The organism is Flagellimonas myxillae, assembly GCF_023502235.1.
Classification (GTDB): Bacteria; Bacteroidota; Bacteroidia; order Flavobacteriales; family Flavobacteriaceae; genus Flagellimonas; species Flagellimonas myxillae.
Window position 1 is genome coordinate 914,947 of record NZ_JAMFLY010000001.1, and the last position, 19,682, is coordinate 934,628.

The 19,682-nt window shown below is 43.6% G+C and carries 20 protein-coding genes; 4 read left to right on the plus strand and 16 right to left on the minus strand.

The window, feature by feature from the left end:
- Nucleotides 1-4 precede the first annotated feature (4 nt).
- Nucleotides 5-718 (plus strand): response regulator transcription factor, encoded by a 714-nt coding sequence (locus tag M3P07_RS04230; protein ID WP_073176364.1) that lies wholly within the window; start codon nucleotides 5-7, stop codon nucleotides 716-718.
- Between the two features lie 63 nt (nucleotides 719-781).
- Here the strand turns inward: M3P07_RS04230 and M3P07_RS04235 are convergent, their stop codons facing one another.
- The 8 genes from M3P07_RS04235 to M3P07_RS04270 all read right to left on the minus strand — a co-directional run bounded on the left by M3P07_RS04235 (nucleotide 782) and on the right by M3P07_RS04270 (nucleotide 8,222).
- Nucleotides 782-1,279, minus strand: coding sequence for a gluconokinase (locus M3P07_RS04235; RefSeq protein WP_249968648.1), 498 nt, complete (start codon nucleotides 1,277-1,279; stop codon nucleotides 782-784).
- A complete protein-coding gene (gene miaA / locus M3P07_RS04240) occupies nucleotides 1,269-2,192 on the minus strand; it encodes a tRNA (adenosine(37)-N6)-dimethylallyltransferase MiaA (RefSeq protein ID WP_249969441.1) in 924 nt (307 codons plus the stop codon). Before miaA ends, M3P07_RS04235 begins: the two co-directional genes overlap by 11 nt.
- Nucleotides 2,189-3,028 carry an ion transporter gene (locus tag M3P07_RS04245; protein ID WP_249968649.1) on the minus strand — a complete coding sequence of 280 codons (840 nt, stop codon included), beginning with the start codon at nucleotides 3,026-3,028 and terminating at the stop codon, nucleotides 2,189-2,191. Before M3P07_RS04245 ends, miaA begins: the two co-directional genes overlap by 4 nt.
- The gene (locus M3P07_RS04250; RefSeq protein WP_249968650.1) at nucleotides 3,025-4,374 is read right to left on the minus strand and encodes an exonuclease domain-containing protein; all 1,350 of its coding nucleotides are present in this window, start codon (nucleotides 4,372-4,374) and stop codon (nucleotides 3,025-3,027) included. Before M3P07_RS04250 ends, M3P07_RS04245 begins: the two co-directional genes overlap by 4 nt.
- Nucleotides 4,375-4,395: 21 nt before the next feature.
- The gene (locus tag M3P07_RS04255) at nucleotides 4,396-5,055 is read right to left on the minus strand and encodes a YggS family pyridoxal phosphate-dependent enzyme (RefSeq protein ID WP_249968651.1); all 660 of its coding nucleotides are present in this window, start codon (nucleotides 5,053-5,055) and stop codon (nucleotides 4,396-4,398) included.
- Between the two features lie 5 nt (nucleotides 5,056-5,060).
- Complete coding sequence (locus M3P07_RS04260) at nucleotides 5,061-6,296, minus strand: DUF1015 domain-containing protein (RefSeq protein ID WP_249968652.1); 1,236 nt, start codon at nucleotides 6,294-6,296, stop codon at nucleotides 5,061-5,063.
- Nucleotides 6,297-6,299: 3 nt separating this feature from the next.
- Nucleotides 6,300-7,187 (minus strand): 3-hydroxyacyl-CoA dehydrogenase family protein, encoded by an 888-nt coding sequence (locus M3P07_RS04265; protein WP_249968653.1) that lies wholly within the window; start codon nucleotides 7,185-7,187, stop codon nucleotides 6,300-6,302.
- A 75-nt stretch (nucleotides 7,188-7,262) separates the two neighbouring features.
- Nucleotides 7,263-8,222, minus strand: a complete 960-nt coding sequence (locus M3P07_RS04270) for a Gfo/Idh/MocA family protein (RefSeq protein WP_249968654.1) — start codon at nucleotides 8,220-8,222, stop codon at nucleotides 7,263-7,265.
- A gap of 116 nt (nucleotides 8,223-8,338) precedes the next feature.
- Between M3P07_RS04270 and M3P07_RS04275 the strand changes: the two genes are divergently transcribed.
- Nucleotides 8,339-8,980, plus strand: coding sequence for a protein-L-isoaspartate(D-aspartate) O-methyltransferase (locus M3P07_RS04275; RefSeq protein ID WP_249968655.1), 642 nt, complete (start codon nucleotides 8,339-8,341; stop codon nucleotides 8,978-8,980).
- Between the two features lie 2 nt (nucleotides 8,981-8,982).
- On the opposite strand, the gene smpB is transcribed toward M3P07_RS04275, so the two are convergent.
- Nucleotides 8,983-9,444 carry an SsrA-binding protein SmpB gene (gene smpB / locus M3P07_RS04280; protein ID WP_249968656.1) on the minus strand — a complete coding sequence of 154 codons (462 nt, stop codon included), beginning with the start codon at nucleotides 9,442-9,444 and terminating at the stop codon, nucleotides 8,983-8,985.
- A gap of 70 nt (nucleotides 9,445-9,514) precedes the next feature.
- Between smpB and M3P07_RS04285 the strand changes: the two genes are divergently transcribed.
- Nucleotides 9,515-10,258, plus strand: coding sequence for a DUF6503 family protein (locus M3P07_RS04285; protein WP_249968657.1), 744 nt, complete (start codon nucleotides 9,515-9,517; stop codon nucleotides 10,256-10,258).
- Here M3P07_RS04285 and M3P07_RS04290 read toward each other — a convergent pair.
- The gene (locus M3P07_RS04290) at nucleotides 10,255-10,782 is read right to left on the minus strand and encodes a histidine phosphatase family protein (protein WP_319946557.1); all 528 of its coding nucleotides are present in this window, start codon (nucleotides 10,780-10,782) and stop codon (nucleotides 10,255-10,257) included. The two genes, M3P07_RS04285 and M3P07_RS04290, sit on opposite strands and share 4 nt — an antisense overlap.
- A gap of 81 nt (nucleotides 10,783-10,863) precedes the next feature.
- On the opposite strand from M3P07_RS04290, the gene M3P07_RS04295 reads away from it, so the two are divergent.
- Nucleotides 10,864-12,324 (plus strand): PorP/SprF family type IX secretion system membrane protein, encoded by a 1,461-nt coding sequence (locus M3P07_RS04295; protein WP_249968659.1) that lies wholly within the window; start codon nucleotides 10,864-10,866, stop codon nucleotides 12,322-12,324.
- Nucleotides 12,325-12,356: 32 nt separating this feature from the next.
- On the opposite strand, the gene M3P07_RS04300 is transcribed toward M3P07_RS04295, so the two are convergent.
- From M3P07_RS04300 to clpB, 6 genes are all read right to left on the minus strand, one after another.
- Complete coding sequence (locus M3P07_RS04300) at nucleotides 12,357-13,220, minus strand: TolB family protein (RefSeq protein ID WP_249968660.1); 864 nt, start codon at nucleotides 13,218-13,220, stop codon at nucleotides 12,357-12,359.
- A gap of 115 nt (nucleotides 13,221-13,335) precedes the next feature.
- Nucleotides 13,336-13,932 carry a TetR/AcrR family transcriptional regulator gene (locus tag M3P07_RS04305; RefSeq protein WP_249968661.1) on the minus strand — a complete coding sequence of 199 codons (597 nt, stop codon included), beginning with the start codon at nucleotides 13,930-13,932 and terminating at the stop codon, nucleotides 13,336-13,338.
- A 72-nt stretch (nucleotides 13,933-14,004) separates the two neighbouring features.
- Nucleotides 14,005-15,069, minus strand: a complete 1,065-nt coding sequence (locus M3P07_RS04310) for a dipeptidase (protein WP_249968662.1) — start codon at nucleotides 15,067-15,069, stop codon at nucleotides 14,005-14,007.
- Nucleotides 15,070-15,118: 49 nt separating this feature from the next.
- Nucleotides 15,119-15,586, minus strand: a complete 468-nt coding sequence (locus M3P07_RS04315; RefSeq protein ID WP_249968663.1) for a RidA family protein — start codon at nucleotides 15,584-15,586, stop codon at nucleotides 15,119-15,121.
- A gap of 4 nt (nucleotides 15,587-15,590) precedes the next feature.
- On the minus strand, nucleotides 15,591-16,904 hold the full coding sequence (locus M3P07_RS04320; RefSeq protein WP_249968664.1) for a gluconate:H+ symporter: 1,314 nt from the start codon (nucleotides 16,902-16,904) through the stop codon (nucleotides 15,591-15,593).
- Nucleotides 16,905-17,054: 150 nt separating this feature from the next.
- A complete protein-coding gene (gene clpB / locus M3P07_RS04325; protein ID WP_249968665.1) occupies nucleotides 17,055-19,655 on the minus strand; it encodes an ATP-dependent chaperone ClpB in 2,601 nt (866 codons plus the stop codon).
- Between the last annotated feature and the right edge of the window lie 27 nt (nucleotides 19,656-19,682).

Here is a 19,682-nt window from a genome sequence, read left to right on the forward strand (position 1 = left end):
AAATATGGAGACAGAGAAAAAGAAGATTCTTTTGGTAGAGGACGACCCCAATTTTGGGATTGTGCTCAAAGATTACTTGTCTATGAACGACTTCGATGTGGTTCTTGCAAAAAACGGAATGGAAGGTTTTGAAAAATTCAAAAAGGACAATTACGATGTCTGTATTTTGGATGTGATGATGCCCTATAAGGACGGCTTCACACTTGCCCGTGAAATCCGGGAGAAAAACGAGAATGTTCCGATTATTTTTCTAACGGCCAAGACCATGAAGGAGGATGTTTTGAAAGGGTATAAAGCCGGAGCGGACGATTATCTGAACAAGCCATTTGATTCTGAGGTACTATTGATGAAACTTAAAGCGATACTTCAGCGAAAAGCATCCAGTACCTTGGCCGACAGTAAACAATTTGAGTTTCAAATTGGGAACTTCCATCTCAATTCAAAACTGCGTTTCCTTACTTATATGGAAGAAGAGCCCATTAAGTTGTCTCCAAAGGAAAACGAATTGTTGCGCTTATTGGCCCTACATGAAAACGATTTGATGCCAAGGGAATTGGCATTGACAAAAATATGGAGGGACGATAACTATTTTACCTCCAGAAGTATGGACGTATACATTGCCAAACTGCGCAAGTATCTGAAACGTGATGACGTCGTGGAAATCTTAAACATCCATGGTGAAGGATTTAGGTTGGTGGTGAAGGCCGAAAACCAATAGTCCAGAATAAAAGCTAAATTGAAAACCACCTTAATCGGTGGTTTTTTTTATGCTTTACTGTTATTATTTGCTGATTTGATTTAAAACTTGGGTAACAATTTCCTCAGGACTTAGGGCAATGGAAACAGTGATGGCATCTTTTGGAGTTTCCAACGTGTCAAATTGGGATTGGAGCAGGGCGGAGGTCATAAAATGCCCCTTGCGATTTTCCAATCTGGATTTAATCAGTTCAAAAGAACCTTCCAAATGAACAAATTCCAACTGCTCTTCCATTTCTTGTCGCAGTAGTTGTCTATAGCTCTCTTTTAGGGCGGAACAGGCAATGATGGCCCCTTTGGACTTGTATGCTTGGGCCAACTCGTTCAAACGGAGGAGCCAGCCCTCACGATCTTGGTCAGTCAATGGAACTCCCGAGGTCATTTTTTGCACATTTGCTTCCGGATGGTAATCATCCCCATCAAAAAATGGGATTCCCAATACTTCGGAGAGCCTATTCCCAATAGTGGATTTTCCCGTGCCGGAAACACCCATCAAAATAAAAACCGAATTCCTAGTTGCCATTTGTTGCTTGTATCTTGTTTTCGATTATGGAAAGGATAGCTGCTGGTTTGGCCTCGAAGTCGACCCAGAGTATTTGCTCATTCTTTCTTAGCCATGTAAGCTGTCGCTTGGCAAACCGTCGACTATTCTTCTTAATTTCTGCTATCGAGAACTCCAATTCACAGTTCCCTTCAAAATATTCAAAAAGTTCTCGATAGCCCACAGTTTGAAGCGCATTCAAGTGTTTATGGGAATGTAGACTTTTTGCTTCCTCCAACAAGCCATCCTTCACCATGATATCCACCCTTTGGTTGATGCGCTCGTAAATAATTTCCCTGTCCGCTTCTATGCCCACATAAACAGATTGGAATGGCCTTGGGTTCCTATTTTGGTTCAAAAAGGAGGAATAGGGTTTTCCAGAAGCTATGCAAACCTCCAATGCCCGAATCAAACGATGTGGATTTTCCAAATCCACTTGCTCGTAGTATATGGGGTCTCTGGTCTTAAGTTCTTTTTGTAAAGCTTCTAAACCAGCGCTTTGCAGTCGTTCATTCAAGGAAGTTCGAATTGAAGGGTCAACCTCTGGAAATTCGTCCAAACCTTTGGTGACAGCATCCACATAAAGGCCGCTACCACCAACCATGACCACGACATCATTCAAGGCAAAGAGTTCTTCGAGTTTGTTCAATGCATCCCGCTCAAAATCACCAACGGAATAGGAGTCCTCAACACTTAAGTGCTGGATGAAATGATGTTTTGCCGTATTCAGCTCCTTTTCGGAAGGAACTGCGGTCCCTATCCTCATTTCCTTAAAAAATTGACGGGAGTCTGCCGAAATTATTTCGGTGCCAAAATGTTGCGCGATCTCGATTGCCAACTTGGTCTTACCGATGGCGGTGGGCCCCACAACCGCTATCAAAACCTTGGAACTCATAGCAAATCTCCGCACTTATAGCAATTGGTAGCATCGTCTCGATGGCCTTCTGCAGTACAGCTTGGGCAGGCCTGGGTGTTGGTGTGCACCGCGAGATTTTCTTTTTTGCCTTTTTGATGTTTAGAGAACTCCACAGTCACAATGCCTGTAGGTACGGCAATGATTCCGTAACCCAAAATCATGATTACCGTGGCCAGAAACTGCCCCACATTGGTTTGGGGCGCGATATCGCCGTAACCAACCGTGGTAAGGGTGACTATGGTCCAATAAATACTTCTAGGAATACTGGTAAATCCGGCCTCGTCACTTTCAATAAGGTACATTATGGTTCCCATGATCACCGACAGGATAAGCACCACATAAATAAAAACGGCAATTTTTGCCCTGCTGGCCCTTAATGCAGCTTTTAATTGCGAAGCTTCCCCCATAAACTTCACCAGTTTCAAGATTCTGAATATCCGTAACAGTCGAAACGCCCTAACAGCGAGCAACACCTGGGAGCCAGCCAAGATATAAGACAGGTACAGCGGTATGGTGGAAACAAAATCGATAATGCCATAGAAGCTGAAAACATATTTCCATGGCTTTTTTATGCTTATGAGCCGTGCAATGTATTCCAAAGAAAAAAAGATGGTGACCACCCATTCAAGGGTTAGCAGGGTCTTGTGGTAGTGCATATCGACTTCTTTCACACTTTCCAACATCACCAATACCACGCTCAACACGATTAGGAAGATCAACAACATGTCAAAAAGCTTGCCCAATGGAGTGTCCGCCTCATAAATGATTTCATGAATAGTGTTTTTCCAACCAGAATGTATCTTATGTTCTTTCAAGCGGTGGGTGTTAACTCCAAAACTTTGAGCTTACGATTTTTCCTCAAGTACGATTCCACAATAAAAGTAGTGTTTTCGTCACTGGTCATAGGGGTTAAAATCGATTCTAAGATATGAATATTATTTATTTGATGGTTCAGTTCCACATAGCCAAACCCTTTAAGGGTACCGTCCTTGATTAAGATAAAACTTTGCTCCCCAAGCTCCCTGCCTTTATCCAGAATGGCAATATTTTTGTTCGCCAAACTGTATTTCCCAAATGCTGTATTCACCTTAAGATTGTATTCTGGTATGTCATCAATATCTATGCAGCCGTTTTGAACATGCGCGCCTTCAATATTCAATCCCAAAGATTTTGGGCATAATTCAAACTCTTCACTAATCCTTTTAAGGAAATTTTTTGCTGAGGGAACCCCGTTAAAACCAATATTTTGCTTCTTTCGAAACTTGTTTTTTACAATTTCCAAAGTGATGTGTGGCGTACCGTTTTGATGAAAATTGACTACATGTGAGAACAACTTCTTTCTGGAAATATGATTGTGTCTGGGTCTGTTGTTCTGTAATTCCTGATATTCCTTGAGGATGGCGACCAGTTCACTCCCCGTGCGGTCAAAGGAGACTTTCTTGGTTTCTTTTTGAAGTTTTCTGGCCAATTGCCCCACATTGGTAAAATGCTGATTGACTCTTTTTTTGGCGTTTTTGGTCTTGCCCAAAAAGATAATTTCCCCTTCCTTATCGTGCATATAATACACCCCGGTCTCGGAAGGAAGCTCGGAGACAATATCCAGCTGTGTGGGAGAAAGTTCGCCTTCGGTTTCCTCACGGATAACCTCTTTAACAATGGTCTTATTGGAATCCTTGTCCAACAGCATTTTAAAAAGCTTAAGGGTGGCAATGGCATCCCCGTTGGCCCGGTGTCGGTCACTCATGGGAATACCCAAAGAACGGACCAATTTTCCTAGACTGTGTGATTCTGCCTCCGGGAGCAACTTTTTCGATAAATCCACGGTGCACAACGTCTTTCTTTGGAAATCATATCCCAACCTGCGGAATTCGGTACGAAGGATTCTGTAATCGAATTGGGCGTTGTGGGCAACGATCACGGCACCTTCCGTAATTTCAACGATTCGTTTGGCAACCTCATGGAACTTGGGAGCGGAACGCAACATTTTGTTGTTGATTCCTGTGAGTTTGGTCACAAAGGGTTGGATTTCCCGTTCGGGATTCACAAGGCTCATGAATTTATCCACCACCTCATGTCCGTCAAACTTGTGGATGGCAATTTCCATAATGCCCTCCTCGTTGTATTTACCTCCGGTGCTTTCTATATCGAGTACGGCGTACATGAGTGTGGTTGGAAATAGGAATTAATGATAATTGCGTGCTCCAAAGATACTACTTCCTATACGCACCATGGTACTCCCTTCCTCCAATGCTATGGTGTAATCCCCGCTCATGCCCATGGAAAGGGTGTTGATTTCGGGCAATTTCATTTTCAACCGCTCAAAAGCTGATTTAAGGAATGCGAATTCCTTCCGGATTTGGTCTTTGTTATCGGTGAATGTGGCCATTCCCATTACCCCAACAATTTTAATATGCTCCAATCCGCTAATAGTTTCAGAGGCCAACAGCTCGTTCAACTCCTGTTCATCCAGTCCAAATTTTGTAGACTCCTCGGCAATATGCAGCTGCAAAAGACAAGGTATAATACGATTGTGTTTTTGGGCTTGTTTGTTTATTTCGGCCAATAAACGAAGGCTATCAACTCCATGAATCAAGGAAACAAACTCGGCCATGTACTTCACTTTGTTACGCTGTACGTGACCTATCATATGCCATTCAATATCTTTGGGAAGTGCCTCCCATTTGTTCGCCATTTCCTGGATTTTGTTTTCCCCGAATATCCTTTGCCCAGCCTCATAAGCTTCCAAGATGGTTTCCACGGGTTTGGTTTTGGAAACGGCAACCAAGGTGACTTCCTTGGGTAAGGCATTGTTTATTTTATCTAGATTTTCCTTTATCGCCATGGTACTTAAAATTCATAAATTGTCAACCCACTTCGCAATTTCGGTTCTATATAAGTGCTTTTCGGTGGCATCACCAAACCTGCATCCGCAATGGCCTTGATCTCATTCATGGTGGTTGGGACCAAACTAAAACCAACAGCAAATTCCCCTCGGTCGATGCTGTCTTTCATTTTAATGATGTTGTGCTTACCATATCCATAGGATATGCGCTTGTCTTTTCGAAGATCGTGAATGCCCAAAATGGGTTCCAAAATGGTCTTGTACAAAATTTGCGTATCAAGTTCGCTCAGCGCATCGGTAAATTGATAGAAGGTTCTTCTAAGGTATAAGGAGTAGAATTCCCCATCCAAATACATACTAAAATGATGTTTCTGGCTAGGTTTGTAAAGCCCATCCTCTTTCTTTTCAATTCGGAACAGTTCATCCAACTTGATCAAAAATTCTTCCTTGGACAATCCATTGAGGTCCTTCACCATTCGGTTGAATTCATAGATTTTTATTTCCGATTCTGGAATTAGATAGGTCATAAAAAAATTATAGGCCTCATTCCCGGTGTGTCCTTTATTTTCGGCTTTTTTCTTGTCGGCCAAAAGATTAGAGGAGGCACTTCTGTGGTGACCATCCGCGATGTAAAGTGCCTCTATGTTCGCAAAAGCTTTCTTGAGCTGTTCAATGGTCTCCAACTCGTCTATTTTCCAGAGTTGATGGTTGTATTTGTCGGTGGTGGTAAAGTTGTATTCCGGGGCTTTGGAAGCTTCTTGGGCCAACAAGGCACTTATGGCCTGATCGTCTGTATAGGTCATGAGAACAGGCTCGGCATTAAAGCCGACGGTATCGAGGTAATCGGCAAAAAGTTTTTCACGGTGTTGGATGGTATCCTCATGTTTCTTTATAACATCATTACGATAATCCACAACGCTGCAGGCACAGAAAAATCCCAAGGTCCTAAAATCACCTTTAGAAATTTGGTAGAGGTAAAAACAAGGGCTTTCCTCTTTGAGAAAAATATTGTCCTCCAAAAACTCGAGGTATCGATTGTGCACCAACTTAAACCGTTCCTTACCAGAAATGTTCTTGTGAAATTTGAATCCCGGGTTGATGATGTGCAAAAATGAAAACGGATTGTACTTTAAGACCGATTTAAGCTCGTCCTTGGCATATTCTTCATACGAGCGGGTAGCTACAAAGGAGGCTTTGTCCTCCGTAGGGCGAATGGCCTTAAAGGGTTTAATGACCGCCATTTCCTAACTAAATTGGTCTGCTACCTTTTCAGCTTTTCTTGACTCAGAATAGTCGTAGAAGCCTTCGCCGGATTTCACCCCTAACTTTCCGGCCATCACCATATTCACCAGTAGGGGGCATGGCGCATATTTCTGGTTTTTAAATCCATCGTACATCACCTTTAAAATCGATAGGCATACGTCAAGCCCAATAAAGTCGGCCAATTGAAGTGGGCCCATTGGGTGGGCCATTCCCAATTTCATTACCGTATCAATTTCCTGTACTCCAGCTACGCCATTGTACAAGGTTTCTATGGCCTCATTGATCATCGGCATTAGGATTCGGTTGGCTACAAACCCCGGGTAATCATTTACCTCTGTAGGGGTTTTGCCCAATTGGGACGATAGCTCCATGATGGTATTGGTGACATCATCCGAAGTGCTGTAACCTCGGATAATTTCCACCAATTTCATGATTGGAACCGGATTCATGAAGTGCATTCCAATCACCTTATCAGGCCTCCCGGTCACCGATGCTATTTGGGTAATGGAAATGGAAGAGGTGTTGGTGGCCAAAATGGTACCAGAATCGCAGAGCTGGTCCAATTCTTTGAAAATACCCAGTTTGATTTCCAAATTTTCTGTTGCCGCTTCCACAACAAGGTATGTTTTGGAGACCCCTTTGCCCAAATCGATATAGGTGGTAACATTCCCCAACGTTGTTTCCTTGTCTTTTTCGGAAATGACCTCCTTGGCAATCATCCGGTCCAAGTTTTTGGTGATAGTTGCCAGGCCTTTGTCCAAAGATTCTTGGGAGATTTCTATTAAATTGACCTGAAATCCGTTTTGGGCAAAAACATGGGCTATTCCATTCCCCATGGTTCCAGCTCCTATAACCGCAATTGTCTTCATGTTGATAGGTTTTATTTCATTTCAGTTGGGCCGCGGCTCAAAGGCGAGGAGCCCTAATCTGAAATAGTATGGTTACTAAAACGATCCAATAATTTGAAGGGCCACCCGCAACGCCTGGGTTCCTTGTTCCAACGTCACAACGGGTTGAGTATCGTTGTTGATGGCGTCCGCAAAGGTTTCCAACTCATCCAAGATGGCATTATTGGCCTCAATATCTGGGTTTTCAAAATAGATTTGCTTCTTTTCGCCCTCCGCATTTTGAAGGATCATATCAAAATCTCCAGGTTTTTCCGGAGCATCCTTCATTTTAACCACTTCCACTTTTTTCTCTAGAAAATCTACAGAGATATAGGCGTCGCGTTGGAAGAATCTTGATTTCCGCATGTTCTTCAAAGAGATTCTGCTCGAGGTAAGATTGGCCACACAACCGTTTTCAAATTCGATGCGGGCGTTGGCAATGTCCGGGGATTTACTGATGACTGATACTCCGCTGGCGTTGATTTGCTTTACATTGGAGTTCACAACACTTAAAATGGCATCTATGTCATGGATCATCAGGTCCAAGACCACGGGAACATCGGTTCCACGGGGGTTAAATTCTGCCAGTCTGTGGGTTTCAATGAACATGGGAGTGTCTATGTTGTCTTTAACGGCCAAAAACGCCGGATTGAATCGCTCCACATGCCCCACTTGCCCCTTTACATTATGTTTGCCCACTAAATTCAACAGCTCTTCAGCTTCTTCAAGGGTATTGGTTATGGGCTTTTCAATAAAAATATGTTTGCCTTTTTCAATCGCTTTTTTGGCGCAATCGAAATGGGAAAGGGTAGGGGTTACAATATCCACAATATCCACGGCATCCATCAAAGTGTTGATGTTTTCAAAATAGGAGTACCCAAACTCGTCGGCCACTTTTTTGGCATTGATTTCATCGGGATCGTAAAAGCCAACAAGATCATACTTCTTCGATTCGTTTAAGAGCCTTAGGTGGATTTTACCCAAATGTCCGGCACCAAGGACACCAACTTTTAGCATACCTTCTATTTTTGTCAAAAATAAGGATATGGCACCACTCTTCCATGAAAAATAAGAAGTCTACCTGCTATTAATTTCGGAGGGAACTTTTTAAATTCGTGGGCCAGACCAATACAATGAAAGATACGCTCAAACATCGGGGAATGCGCAACCAGCTGGTTGACATTTTAATTTCAAAGGGAATTCAGGACAAGGGCGTTTTGGAGGCCATAAAGACGGTGCCCAGACACCTCTTTTTGGACAGTGGTTTTGAAGACCATGCGTATCAGGACAAAGCTTTTCCCATAGGTGCGGAACAGACTATCTCCCAACCTTACACTGTTGCGTTTCAGACGGAACTACTGCAAATAAAGCCCAACGATTCCATTTTGGAAATTGGGACAGGGAGTGGTTACCAAACTGCTGTACTGCTACATTTAAAGGCCAAGGTGTACACCATAGAGCGCCAACGGGAGCTTTTTAAGAAAACCAAGCTATTCTTTAATAAAATGGGTTACCGACCCAAAAAAGTAGTTTTTGGGGATGGCTACAAAGGTTTACCGGACCAGGCCCCCTTCGATGGAATTATTGTTACCGCAGGGGCACCAAAAGTCCCTAAAGCCCTTTTATCACAATTAAAAGTTGGGGGTAGATTGGTAATTCCGGTTGGGGTGGATAGCCAGATTATGACCTTGTTCACAAGAAAATCGGAGAAAGAGTTTGAAAAACAGGAGTTGGGTTCGTTCAGGTTTGTCCCACTGCTGGAGAACAAGAACTGATTTTAATTATTGAAGTTCTTTTTGATTCGGGATAAATCCCGTTTGTTGTCACGGTCCTTGATGGTCTCCCGCTTATCGTAGAGTTTCTTCCCTTTGGCCAACCCAATATTTACCTTGGCCAATCCTCTTTCGTTAATGAACAAGTTTAAAGGGATAATGGTGAGCCCGGTTGTAGTGACCTCCTTCCTCAATTTTTTTAGTTCCTGTTTGTTCAGCAATAACTTTCGCTCTGCCTTGGGTTTATGGTTGTAATATCCGCCATGGCTATATTCATCAACCTGCATGTTGATTACAAACAGTTCTCCCCGGTCGTTAAATTCGCAGAAACTTTGGGATATGGATGCCTTGCCCAATCGAATGGACTTAATTTCAGTACCCCCCAAAACAATCCCAGCGGTGTAGGTGTCCAAGATTTCGTAATCGAAACGGGCCCGTTTGTTTTTTATGTTAATGTTTTTCTGCATTGTGGGGCAAAAATAGAAACTCTTTGTAATGTTGCATTGGATTTTACGATTATCTATGAAACCAATCTTTATGAAAAGAGCTTTTTTCGGGTTGATTTTGCTACTGACCCTTTCCTGTAAACAAGAATCCACGCCAAAATTGACCGTCCAGGAGATTGTGGACAAAGCTATTGAGGCTAGTGGAGGGCTTATGTACAAAACACATGGTACTTCGTTTATGTTTCGGGACAGGAAATATATTTCCCAGAGAAAAGAGGGCAAAAAAGTTTTACAGCGTATTACCTATTTGGATTCGGTGACCATAAAGGACGTTAAAACCAACTCGGGGTTAACGAGATATTTTAACGATACGATTGTAGCAATTCCGGATTCGATTGCTTTCAAATATGCAAACTCCGTCAATTCAGTACATTACTTTGCACGCCTGCCTTATGGATTAAATGATAAGGCGGTAAACAAAGAGCTGTTGGGGGAAGAAACCCTTAAAGATGTCGCTTATTACAAGGTCAAAATCACCTTTGATCAGGAAGGTGGTGGCAAGGATTTTGACGATACCTATGTGTATTGGTTCAACAAAACTACTTTTAAGCCGGACTACCTGGCTTATGATTACCATACCGATGGCGGTGGACAACGTTTTAGGGAAGCGTACAACGAGCGTTACGTGGGCGGAATCCGCTTTGTGGATTACAACAATTACAAATCCAAGGACAAGGGCACCAAACTTTTGGAAATAGGTAAATTATTTGAAAAGGGTGAACTCGCACTCCTATCCCAAATTGAGCTATCCGAGATTGAAGTAGTTAAAAACTAATCCATACGTAAACGGATGTCGGTGGCCTCACCGTCAATGATTCGGACAATAAACAGACTGCTATTGTCCGTATCGTCCATGGAATCATATTTTGATGTGCCCAACATTTTGTTTACAAAATCTGGCGTGGTATTGCTATGGCCGACCACAAGCACATTTAATCTTTCGTTAGACGTTTTGAAAGCTTCAATATCCACCGATCTTGGATCGTAGTACTTAATGGGGATATCCTTTTTTACAGAAGTAGGGGCCGCGGTCATGGAGGTGCGTTCGTAATTTGTGGAATAGACCGCATCCAACTCGATAGGGTCAAAAACCTCGGCCCACCGTATGGCCCGCATTAAACCATCCTGGTTAAGCTCGGGGTCTTTATTTTCTGGATTGGTCCGGTCTTTTTCGGCATGTCTAATAAAATAAAATGTGGAAACCACGGGGTCTTCCGTAATTTCCATATCTTTATTAGAATCCTTGCAACCCACTATTGCAAGGGTGCAAAATGCAATGGCGATTAAATGCTTGGTCATTCGCATAATAATTGAAATAAATTCCCCCTTAATTTTACTTTTGTTGTGTTTAAAAGTAACGCTTAAATTTTGTTTTATCGTATGCTTAGACATTTGATATGCCTTTTGGTACTATTCACAACCGTTGTGTTGTATGGTCAGGACCGCACTTTGCCCACGGATTTTAGACAGCACAATTTGACCCAGTTTAATGCCAGTTTGGTAAATCCCACTTACGCGTTGGATTGGAATCTTCCCAATGCCTTGTCCGTTTGGACGCGATGGCAGTGGCAGACCATAGATGGGGACCCTACCACCCTTTTTATCAATTATACGCAACGCATCAACGCTAATGCGGCTGCGGGAGTTGGGTTTTTACAGCATAATACGGGAACCTACCTCAATAGCGGGCTAAATCTAAACTATGTCCATGCTTTTCAATTAGAAAGCAATATTCGATTATTTATTGGGGCCAATGTTTTTGGCTTCCGTGAAAAATTGGCGGATGATCGATTTATTCCAGACCCGGATGTTGAATTGCCCGAATTGGAAAGTACCGATGATTTTATCTTCATGTTCTCTCCGGCTGTCCGATTACAAGTAGATGATTTCAATTTGGGGTTGGCTGTGGAAAACGTAGGAAACATCAATTTATCCGATAGCGGAAAAGGTAGAGGTGATGGGGGGACTGTCATTGTCGGAACGGCAAGTAACGATTTCCCCGTCACTTTGTTTAATGGATTGGGACATAGTTTTGTGAGGCCTATGGTCTATGTAAAGTCAATCCCTGATGGAAGTACCCAAGTGGGTGTTAACGGATTGCTGTCCACCTCCAAATTTTGGGTTCAAGGGGGCTATAATAGTTTTTATGGTGTTTCTGGGGGATTGGGTGTTACCATTGCCAATCATTTTTCTCTTGGCGGACTTGTGGAGTTAGGTGTGGATGACACCCTAAGGGATGAAAAATCAACTTTGGAACTCGTGGTGTCCTATCATATGGGAACCACCGATAATCGTAAAAAGGTGGTGGACTTCGACTGGGAGAAGGATGACGCATTGGCCTATGCACGTATAGAAGCTGAGGAGGAACAGAGGCGGAAAGAGGAAGAAAAGCGATTGGCAGCAGAGCAAAGGTTGAATGAAGAGGAACGCTTGGTCCTAAGGGAGCAGGAAAAACGAGATTCCATAGCCGCCGCAGCATTAGCAGAGGCCAATAGGTTGGCAGAACAGCAACGATTGGATAGTATCGCTCGGGCCCAAAAACAAAAAGTGGAACTACTTCCCAACGAGCGTTACGAAGAAGTGGCCAGCGCAGAAGGGCTGGAACCTGGATTTTATCTGATTGCCAATGTATTTGGAACCAAAAAATACTACGAGAGTTTTATGTTGCTCTTGAAAAAAAGAGGGTTGGAGCCCAAATCCTTTTATAGAAGCCAGAACAAGTTCAATTATGTATACCTGAAGCGCTACAATACCATGCAAGAAGCGCGTAGGGCAAGGGATAGCAAATTCGATGGAAAGTATACCCATAAAACATGGATATTTAGGGTTCGGGGAGATTGAGGAATTCTTCTGGTGTAATGGCTGTTGGAGGTTTAGTTTTCCCAAGTGGCCAGTTTCCTTAGTTTTTTGAGCTTAAGCTTGCGTAGCGGAAAACTGTAAATGTTTTCAATTCGCTTTTCACCTTCAAGAATGGTCCTTGAAAAAAGGAACCTATTTGTTGAAAGATCAATGGTGGGGCAAAACTCGCTATCTTCTGTATTTATCTTATTTCCAATATTTTGGGGTTGGCTCCAATGATCTCCTTTTTTAAAACTGACATATAAATCCGCTTTACCATAGCCTCCGTCCCTGCTGGAGATGAATATCAGAAAATCCTCATCGGCGGAAATGTAGGGGTTGGAATCGCTGGAATCTGTATTTACCCCGCCAGACAACGGGGTTGCTTGCTGATAGCCACTCGTTTCGTTCCATTTGCTTACGTAAATATCATTGCTTTCCATTCTTCTTGTAAAATAGATGTTTCTGTTAAGGGACATGGTAGCATAAAACTCATGCTTTTCCGTGTTTATAGCTTTGGATAGTTTGGAAGGCTTGGACCATCCAGATGCTGTTCTTTCCAAAACAAAAACATCGTAACCGTCGTCTTCGTTTACCAAGGAATTGTACAGAATGAAGGAGCCGTCCGGTGCAAATGAGGGGTCTATTTCATTGTAGTTGGGCTTGGCAAAAAAGGCCTTGCCAGGATTTTGCCATTTACCTTTGATCTGTTTCGATTCGAATAAGTGTAAAGAATCCCTGCCACCATAGGCCCTTACAAACAATAGATTATTCCCATCAGGAGATATGCTGATACCAAAAGACTGATTATCGGAAATGGCATTTGGTTCAAACATTTTAACCTGTCCCAATGCTGCATAACTTATAAGAAGGCAGAAAACCAACAATTTGAATTGCATATTGAATCGAATTTTAATTGTCCACGCTTGTTTTTACCGTATTGGTATTGCTCTTTCGGCCCATATTTATTTTACCCAACCTATTTAATTGTGATAGGGTTAAGTCCGGATTCAACTACCTTTTGATTTCCTGTTTTACCAAGTGCTCCAAATAAGCAATGGTATTGACCAGATACTTACGGTCGCGGGTCATGGTAGACATGGCAATGGCGCCTTGCAACATGGTAAACAACTGTTTTGCAAATTGAAGTGGCGGTACCGGAAGGTGAATTTCCCCACTATTGGAACCATTTTCCAATACCAAAGCGATTTTCCCCTCGATTTCCTTAATGGTCTCCTTTACCGCAGCAGCCAGTAATTTATTGTTACTCTGGGCATCCACACCAACATTCAATATGGGACAACCTCCCATGGGCAGGGTATACACATCGTATTGCTTGTAAAAACGCATAAGGGAGTCAAGTTTTACCAATGCCCTACCTTCTACCGCTAGTTTTTCGTCAATAATAGCGAGTAAGTGGTTGCGGTTGTATTCAAAGGCAGAAAGCGCCAAAGATTCCTTGTTCTCAAAATTCCCGTAAATGGCACCTTTGGTCAGACCTGTTGCCTCGGTAAGGTCGCTCATGCTTGTGCCTACGTAGCCAAACTTATTAAAGATGGGGGCAACGGTCTCAATGATGTAGGCGGTAGTCCGTTCGGCTTTGGTTGACATTTTAGGTTCAGTTGGTGTTAGCTAATATATAAAAATATACTGTTGGGTATCTCTGGACCCCATTTTTTAACATCAACTCCAGACCCTTTCCAGGAACCGTAGAAAGTTGGCATGCATAATATTCTCAATGTCAGGAGTAGTATATCCCCTTTGGGATAAAAGCTCCCGAACCCGCTGTAAATCAGCGATAGTGTCCAGGTCGCTGGGACTTTGCTCCTTGCCAAAAGCCCCATCCAGGTCGGTGCCCAAGCCTACATGTTCCGTGTTACCGGCTATTTGGCATATATGGTCCATATGGTCCACCATCAGCTCCAAAGTCACTCCCATTTCCTTTGGTGTTGATTTTCCCCTGACCCAATTGGGGATCATCATCCAGGCGTCAAGGGGCATTCCAATTACGGCTTTTCGCTGAATCAATTCCTTGACTTGTTCATCGGAAAATTGACGATTGTGGTCTACCAAGGCCCTACAATTGCTGTGACTTGCCCATATAGAGCCATTGTACATTTTCAGGGTCTCCCAAAAACTGACATCGCACAAATGTGTGGCATCCAAAATAAGATTAAGCTCCTCCATCTTTTTTAGAAGCTCTTTGCCTTTGGCTCCAATTCCCCCGACCGAATCCGTTCCATGGGCATAGACCCCAGGCCCATAATGCGCGGGTCCAACTGCTCTTAGCCCAGAATCATAGGCTTTTTCCAAATAGCTCATGTCCACAATGGAATCTGCCCCCTCCAAACTCAAGATAAAACCTATGGGAGTTTGGGCATCTTCATTTTGCCAAAGCTCCAAATGTGTGTTCAACTCTTCGAGATTGGTTATTTGGGTCATCTCACCGGCTGCAACCATGCTCTGGTACCAAGCTAATTGACCTTGGGTCTGGGCCCAAGCTTGATGTTGTGAGTTCCAGCCCGGTAATGGATTGTTGCCATCGGAATATCTTGCAATCTGCGTAGCCACACAAAGTCCAATATTTCCCTTCCTCAAAGCATCAAGGGAAACAGTGTTTTTGCCACGATCTGGTTTGTCATTCATTCCTTTTTCGAAATCCCGAATTTGAGATACTGGTAGCCGTAGGTCCCGGTTCCATTCCAAAGCGTTCATGGCCAAGTCCAAATGGGCATCAAAAACCAACATGATTTTGTTTAATTAAAGAATGAAATATAAGTAGGTAATATATTGATAATCATATTTTTAATTGAAACATAGCTTCTATCTCTACGGGAATGTTCTGGGGAAGCATCATCCCTACCGCACTTCGTACTCCAATGCCCTTGTCGGGGCCAAAAATATCTGCCATTAGTTCGCTAAAACCATTGATCACGTATGGCTGATTCCCAAAGCCTGGGGTACAATTGACCATTCCCAAAACCTTAACGACCCGGTCTATTTTGTCAAGACTTCCAAAATGGGTGGTAATTGTGGACAACATGGTCAATCCCACTTGTCTTGCGCCAAGCTTGGCAGCGTCCTTGTCCAAATCATCCCCGGCGCGACCTTGCATGAGTGTACCATCCGTGTTCATTGGACCCTGACCGGAAACATAAAGGAAGTTGTCAACTACCAAAACAGGTTTGTAAACCCCGGCAGGTGGTGGAGCTGGAGGTAGGATCAATCCAAGTTCTTCTAATCGTTCTGAAGGTGTTTTTGCCATATTCTTAAAGTATCATATTCATAACCAACACTCCCAGAAGTCCCATTATGCCCACTAGGGTTTCCATTACGGTCCAAGTGGAGAGTGTTTCTTTTACGGTAAGGTTGAAGTATTCTTTGAACATCCAGAAGCCAGTATCATTCACATGGGATAGCATTAGGCTTCCAGAACCTATTGCCAAGACCATGAGTTCTGCACTTACACCAGTACCAGAAGCCAATGGGAGTACAATTCCCGCTGCGGTTAAACCTGCTACGGTTGCCGACCCTACACTTACCCGAATGGCGGTTGCTATCAGCCAAGCCAAAACCAGGGGGGAAATGCTGGAACCTTCCAAACTGGATGCGATGTATTCACTAACCTTACTGTCTATCAAAACTTCTTTTAATGCCCCCGCACCTGCTATGATCAATAGAATCATGGTAATGGTGGACACCGAGGTGGAAATGGATTGCATTACCGATTTCATATCCTTCCCACGGGTAATCCCCAAGGTATAAATGGCTACCAAGACCGAAACAAGCAAAGCAATTACCGGATTACCCAAGAACATCAAAATCTCTTGTGCGATTCCGGCAGGCAACAGATTCTCCGCACCAATTCCTATCCCAATAAGAATAATGGGAAGGAGGGCGGTCAAAATACTGTTGGCAGTTGAGGGCAATTCATCTTCTGGAATCAATACCGGATTGTAAAATTCCTTGAGGGGTTTGGCCTCTACGTTTTTTATAGTCCTTGCGAACAAAGGTCCCGCAACCAAAATAGCTGGAATGGCGATGATGATGCCGTACATCAATGTTTTACCAATATCTGCATTGAACATGGCTGCAATCGCAGTGGGTGCTGGATGGGGTGGAAGGTAGCCGTGGGTGACCGAAAGGGAGGTCAGCATCGGAAGGCCCACATATAGCAAGGGCAAACCTGTGGAAATGGCGATAGTGAACACCAAAGGAATCAAGATTACAAAGCCCACGGAATAAAACATGGGAATTCCAACGATGAACCCAGTAACCACCATGGCCCATTGTACATTCTTTATCCCAAATGCATCCACCATTCTAGTGGTAATGCGTTGGGCGGCCCCACTATCGGCAACAAGCTTGCCCAACATGGCGCCAAGACCCAATATCAACACTAAAAAGCCAAGGGTGTTCCCGATGCCCCGTTGTATCGATTTCACAATATCCGGAAGCTCCATGCCTTGGAAAATCCCAACAAAAAGACAAACAATGATGAAGGCCAAAAAGGCATTCAATTTAACTCGTGCAATAAGGACAAACAGCAGTAAAATGCCTAGAACGGCGATGACAATTGGCATAGTTGGTGGTATGTAAAAACCTCTAAAATAGAAATTTGCCTGATATTTAGGACGGTGAGTTTTCGATTTTTTCGTGAAGTCCTTATTTGAGTGGAAATAAAAAACCCCTACGTCAATCAGAAATAGGGGTCTTTTTTGGGTATAGATGTATTATTCCACCAACTCACTTTGGTTTCTAAACACCAATTTATCGTCAAACGAATCCAGGAGTACAATGCTTTCGGCTTTGATTTTTCCCGCCAACAACTCTTTTGAAAGATTGTTCAACACCTCCTTCTGAATCAATCGTTTTACGGGTCTCGCGCCAAATTGTGGGTCGTAGCCCTTCGCTGCCAGATAGTTAATGGCCTCCTCGGTTGCATCCATAGTAATCTGCTGTTTGGCCACCATTTTTTTCAACTGTTCCAATTGCAGCCGAACAATGTCCTTGATATTGGATTTATCCAATGGTGTAAACATGATAATGTCGTCTATCCGGTTCAGAAATTCGGGTCTAATGGTCTTACGCAACAATCCCATGACCTCTACACGGGCAGCTTCCGTAGCGCCGTCCATATCCGTGACATCCTCAAATTTCTCTTGGATGATATGACTTCCCATATTGCTGGTCATGATAATGATCGCATTTTTAAAATCGGCAACACGGCCTTTGTTATCCGTCAGCCTGCCCTCGTCCAATACCTGTAAAAGAATATTGAAGGTGTCCGGATGTGCTTTTTCAATCTCATCCAGCAATACCACGGAGTAGGGCTTTCTTCTCACGGCCTCTGTTAACTGTCCCCCTTCGTCATACCCAACATATCCAGGAGGTGCACCTACCAAGCGGCTAACCGCATGTCGTTCTTGATATTCGCTCATGTCGATACGCGTAATGGCATTTTCATCATCAAAAAGAAAGGCGGCCAAGGTCTTTGCGAGTTCTGTCTTACCCACACCGGTGCTTCCCAAGAACAAGAAGGAACCAATCGGTTTTTTCTCATCCTGCAATCCGGCACGGCTTCTTCGGATGGCATCCGAAACCGCGGTAATGGCCTCTTCCTGACCCACAACGCGTTTGTGCAAAACATCTTCAAGCTTCAGTAGTTTTTCCCGTTCGCTCTGCAACATTTTGGTAACCGGAATGCCGGTCCATTTGGCAACCACCTCGGCAATGTCCTCGTTGGTCACTTCCTCTTTGATCAAGGTCCCGGCGGTTTGCTGTGCTGCTAGCTCATCCTGTAATTTCTGGAGCCTTTCCTGGGCCTCTTTGATTTTACCGTATCGCAATTCAGCCACTTTTCCATAGTCCCCGTTCCGTTCCGCACGTTCCGCCTCCAATTTAAAGTTTTCAATATCCTGTTTGGTTTTTTGGATATTGTCGACCACACTTTTTTCGCTTTCCCATTGGGCAAAGATTTCGTTGCGCTCCTCTTTTAAATTGGCAAGCTCCAAGTTGAGGCTCTGCAATTTGGCCTTGTCATTTTCTCTTTTAATGGCCTCGATTTCTATCTCCAGTTGCATGATCTTTCTATCCAGGACATCCAACTCTTCGGGTTTGGAGTTGATTTCCATTCGAAGTTTGGAGGCCGCCTCGTCCATTAGATCAATGGCCTTGTCCGGTAAAAATCTATTGGTGATGTATCGCTGTGATAGCTCCACCGCAGAAATTACCGCCTCATCCTTGATGCGAACCTTGTGGTGGGTCTCGTATTTTTCCTTGATTCCCCTTAATATGGAAATTGCACTTTCCGTGTCCGGCTCGTCAATGATCACTTTTTGGAACCTTCGCTCCAAGGCTTTGTCCTTTTCAAAATACTTTTGGTACTCGTCAAGGGTAGTGGCCCCAATGGCCCTTAATTCTCCTCGGGCCAAAGCTGGTTTTAAAATATTGGCCGCATCCATGGCGCCCTGACCGCCACCGGCCCCAACCAAGGTGTGGATTTCATCAATAAAGAGCACAATATCCCCATCGGACGATGTCACTTCCTTGATTACAGCTTTTAACCGCTCCTCAAATTCGCCCTTAAATTTGGCCCCCGCAATCAGGGCTCCCATGTCTAGGGAATAGATGGTCTTGTCCTTAAGGTTTTCTGGAATGTCGCCTTGTATAATTCGATGCGCCAAACCTTCGGCAATGGCCGTTTTACCAACTCCGGGTTCACCGACCAGCATAGGATTGTTCTTGGTTCTACGGGATAGAATCTGTAGCACACGACGAATTTCTTCATCCCTGCCAATAACAGGGTCCAATTTGCCGCTATCGGCCAATTGGTTTAGGTTTTTGGCATATTTGTCCAAGGAGTTATAGGTGTCTTCAGCACTTTGGGAGGTAACCTTCCCACCTTTTCGAAGTTCCTGGATAGCAGCGTTAAGGTCCTTTTCATTTACACCTTGGTCCTTTAAAATCTGTGCAATCTTGCTTTTGGATTTAAAAATGGCCAGGAGCAAATGCTCTATGGACACAAACTCATCGCCCAGTTTTTTGGCCACAATATTGGCCTCATTCAAGGTTTTCCCAGCTTCTCGGGACAACATGATCTCCCCTCCATCCACTTTTGAAAAACTTTCCAGTTCCTTGTCCAATATTTGGGTGAGCAAGGAGGTATTTACATTCAGTTTTTTCAGTATGAAGGGAAGCACATTCTCGTCCACCGTACTTATGGCCTTAAAAAGGTGCTCGTTTTCTATTTGTTGATGCCCCATTTCTTGTGCAAGCTGTTGGGCTTGCTGAAGGGCCTCCTGTGATTTTATCGTAAAGTTGTTAAAGTTCATCTTCAATCGCTTTTGCCCTTGAAATGT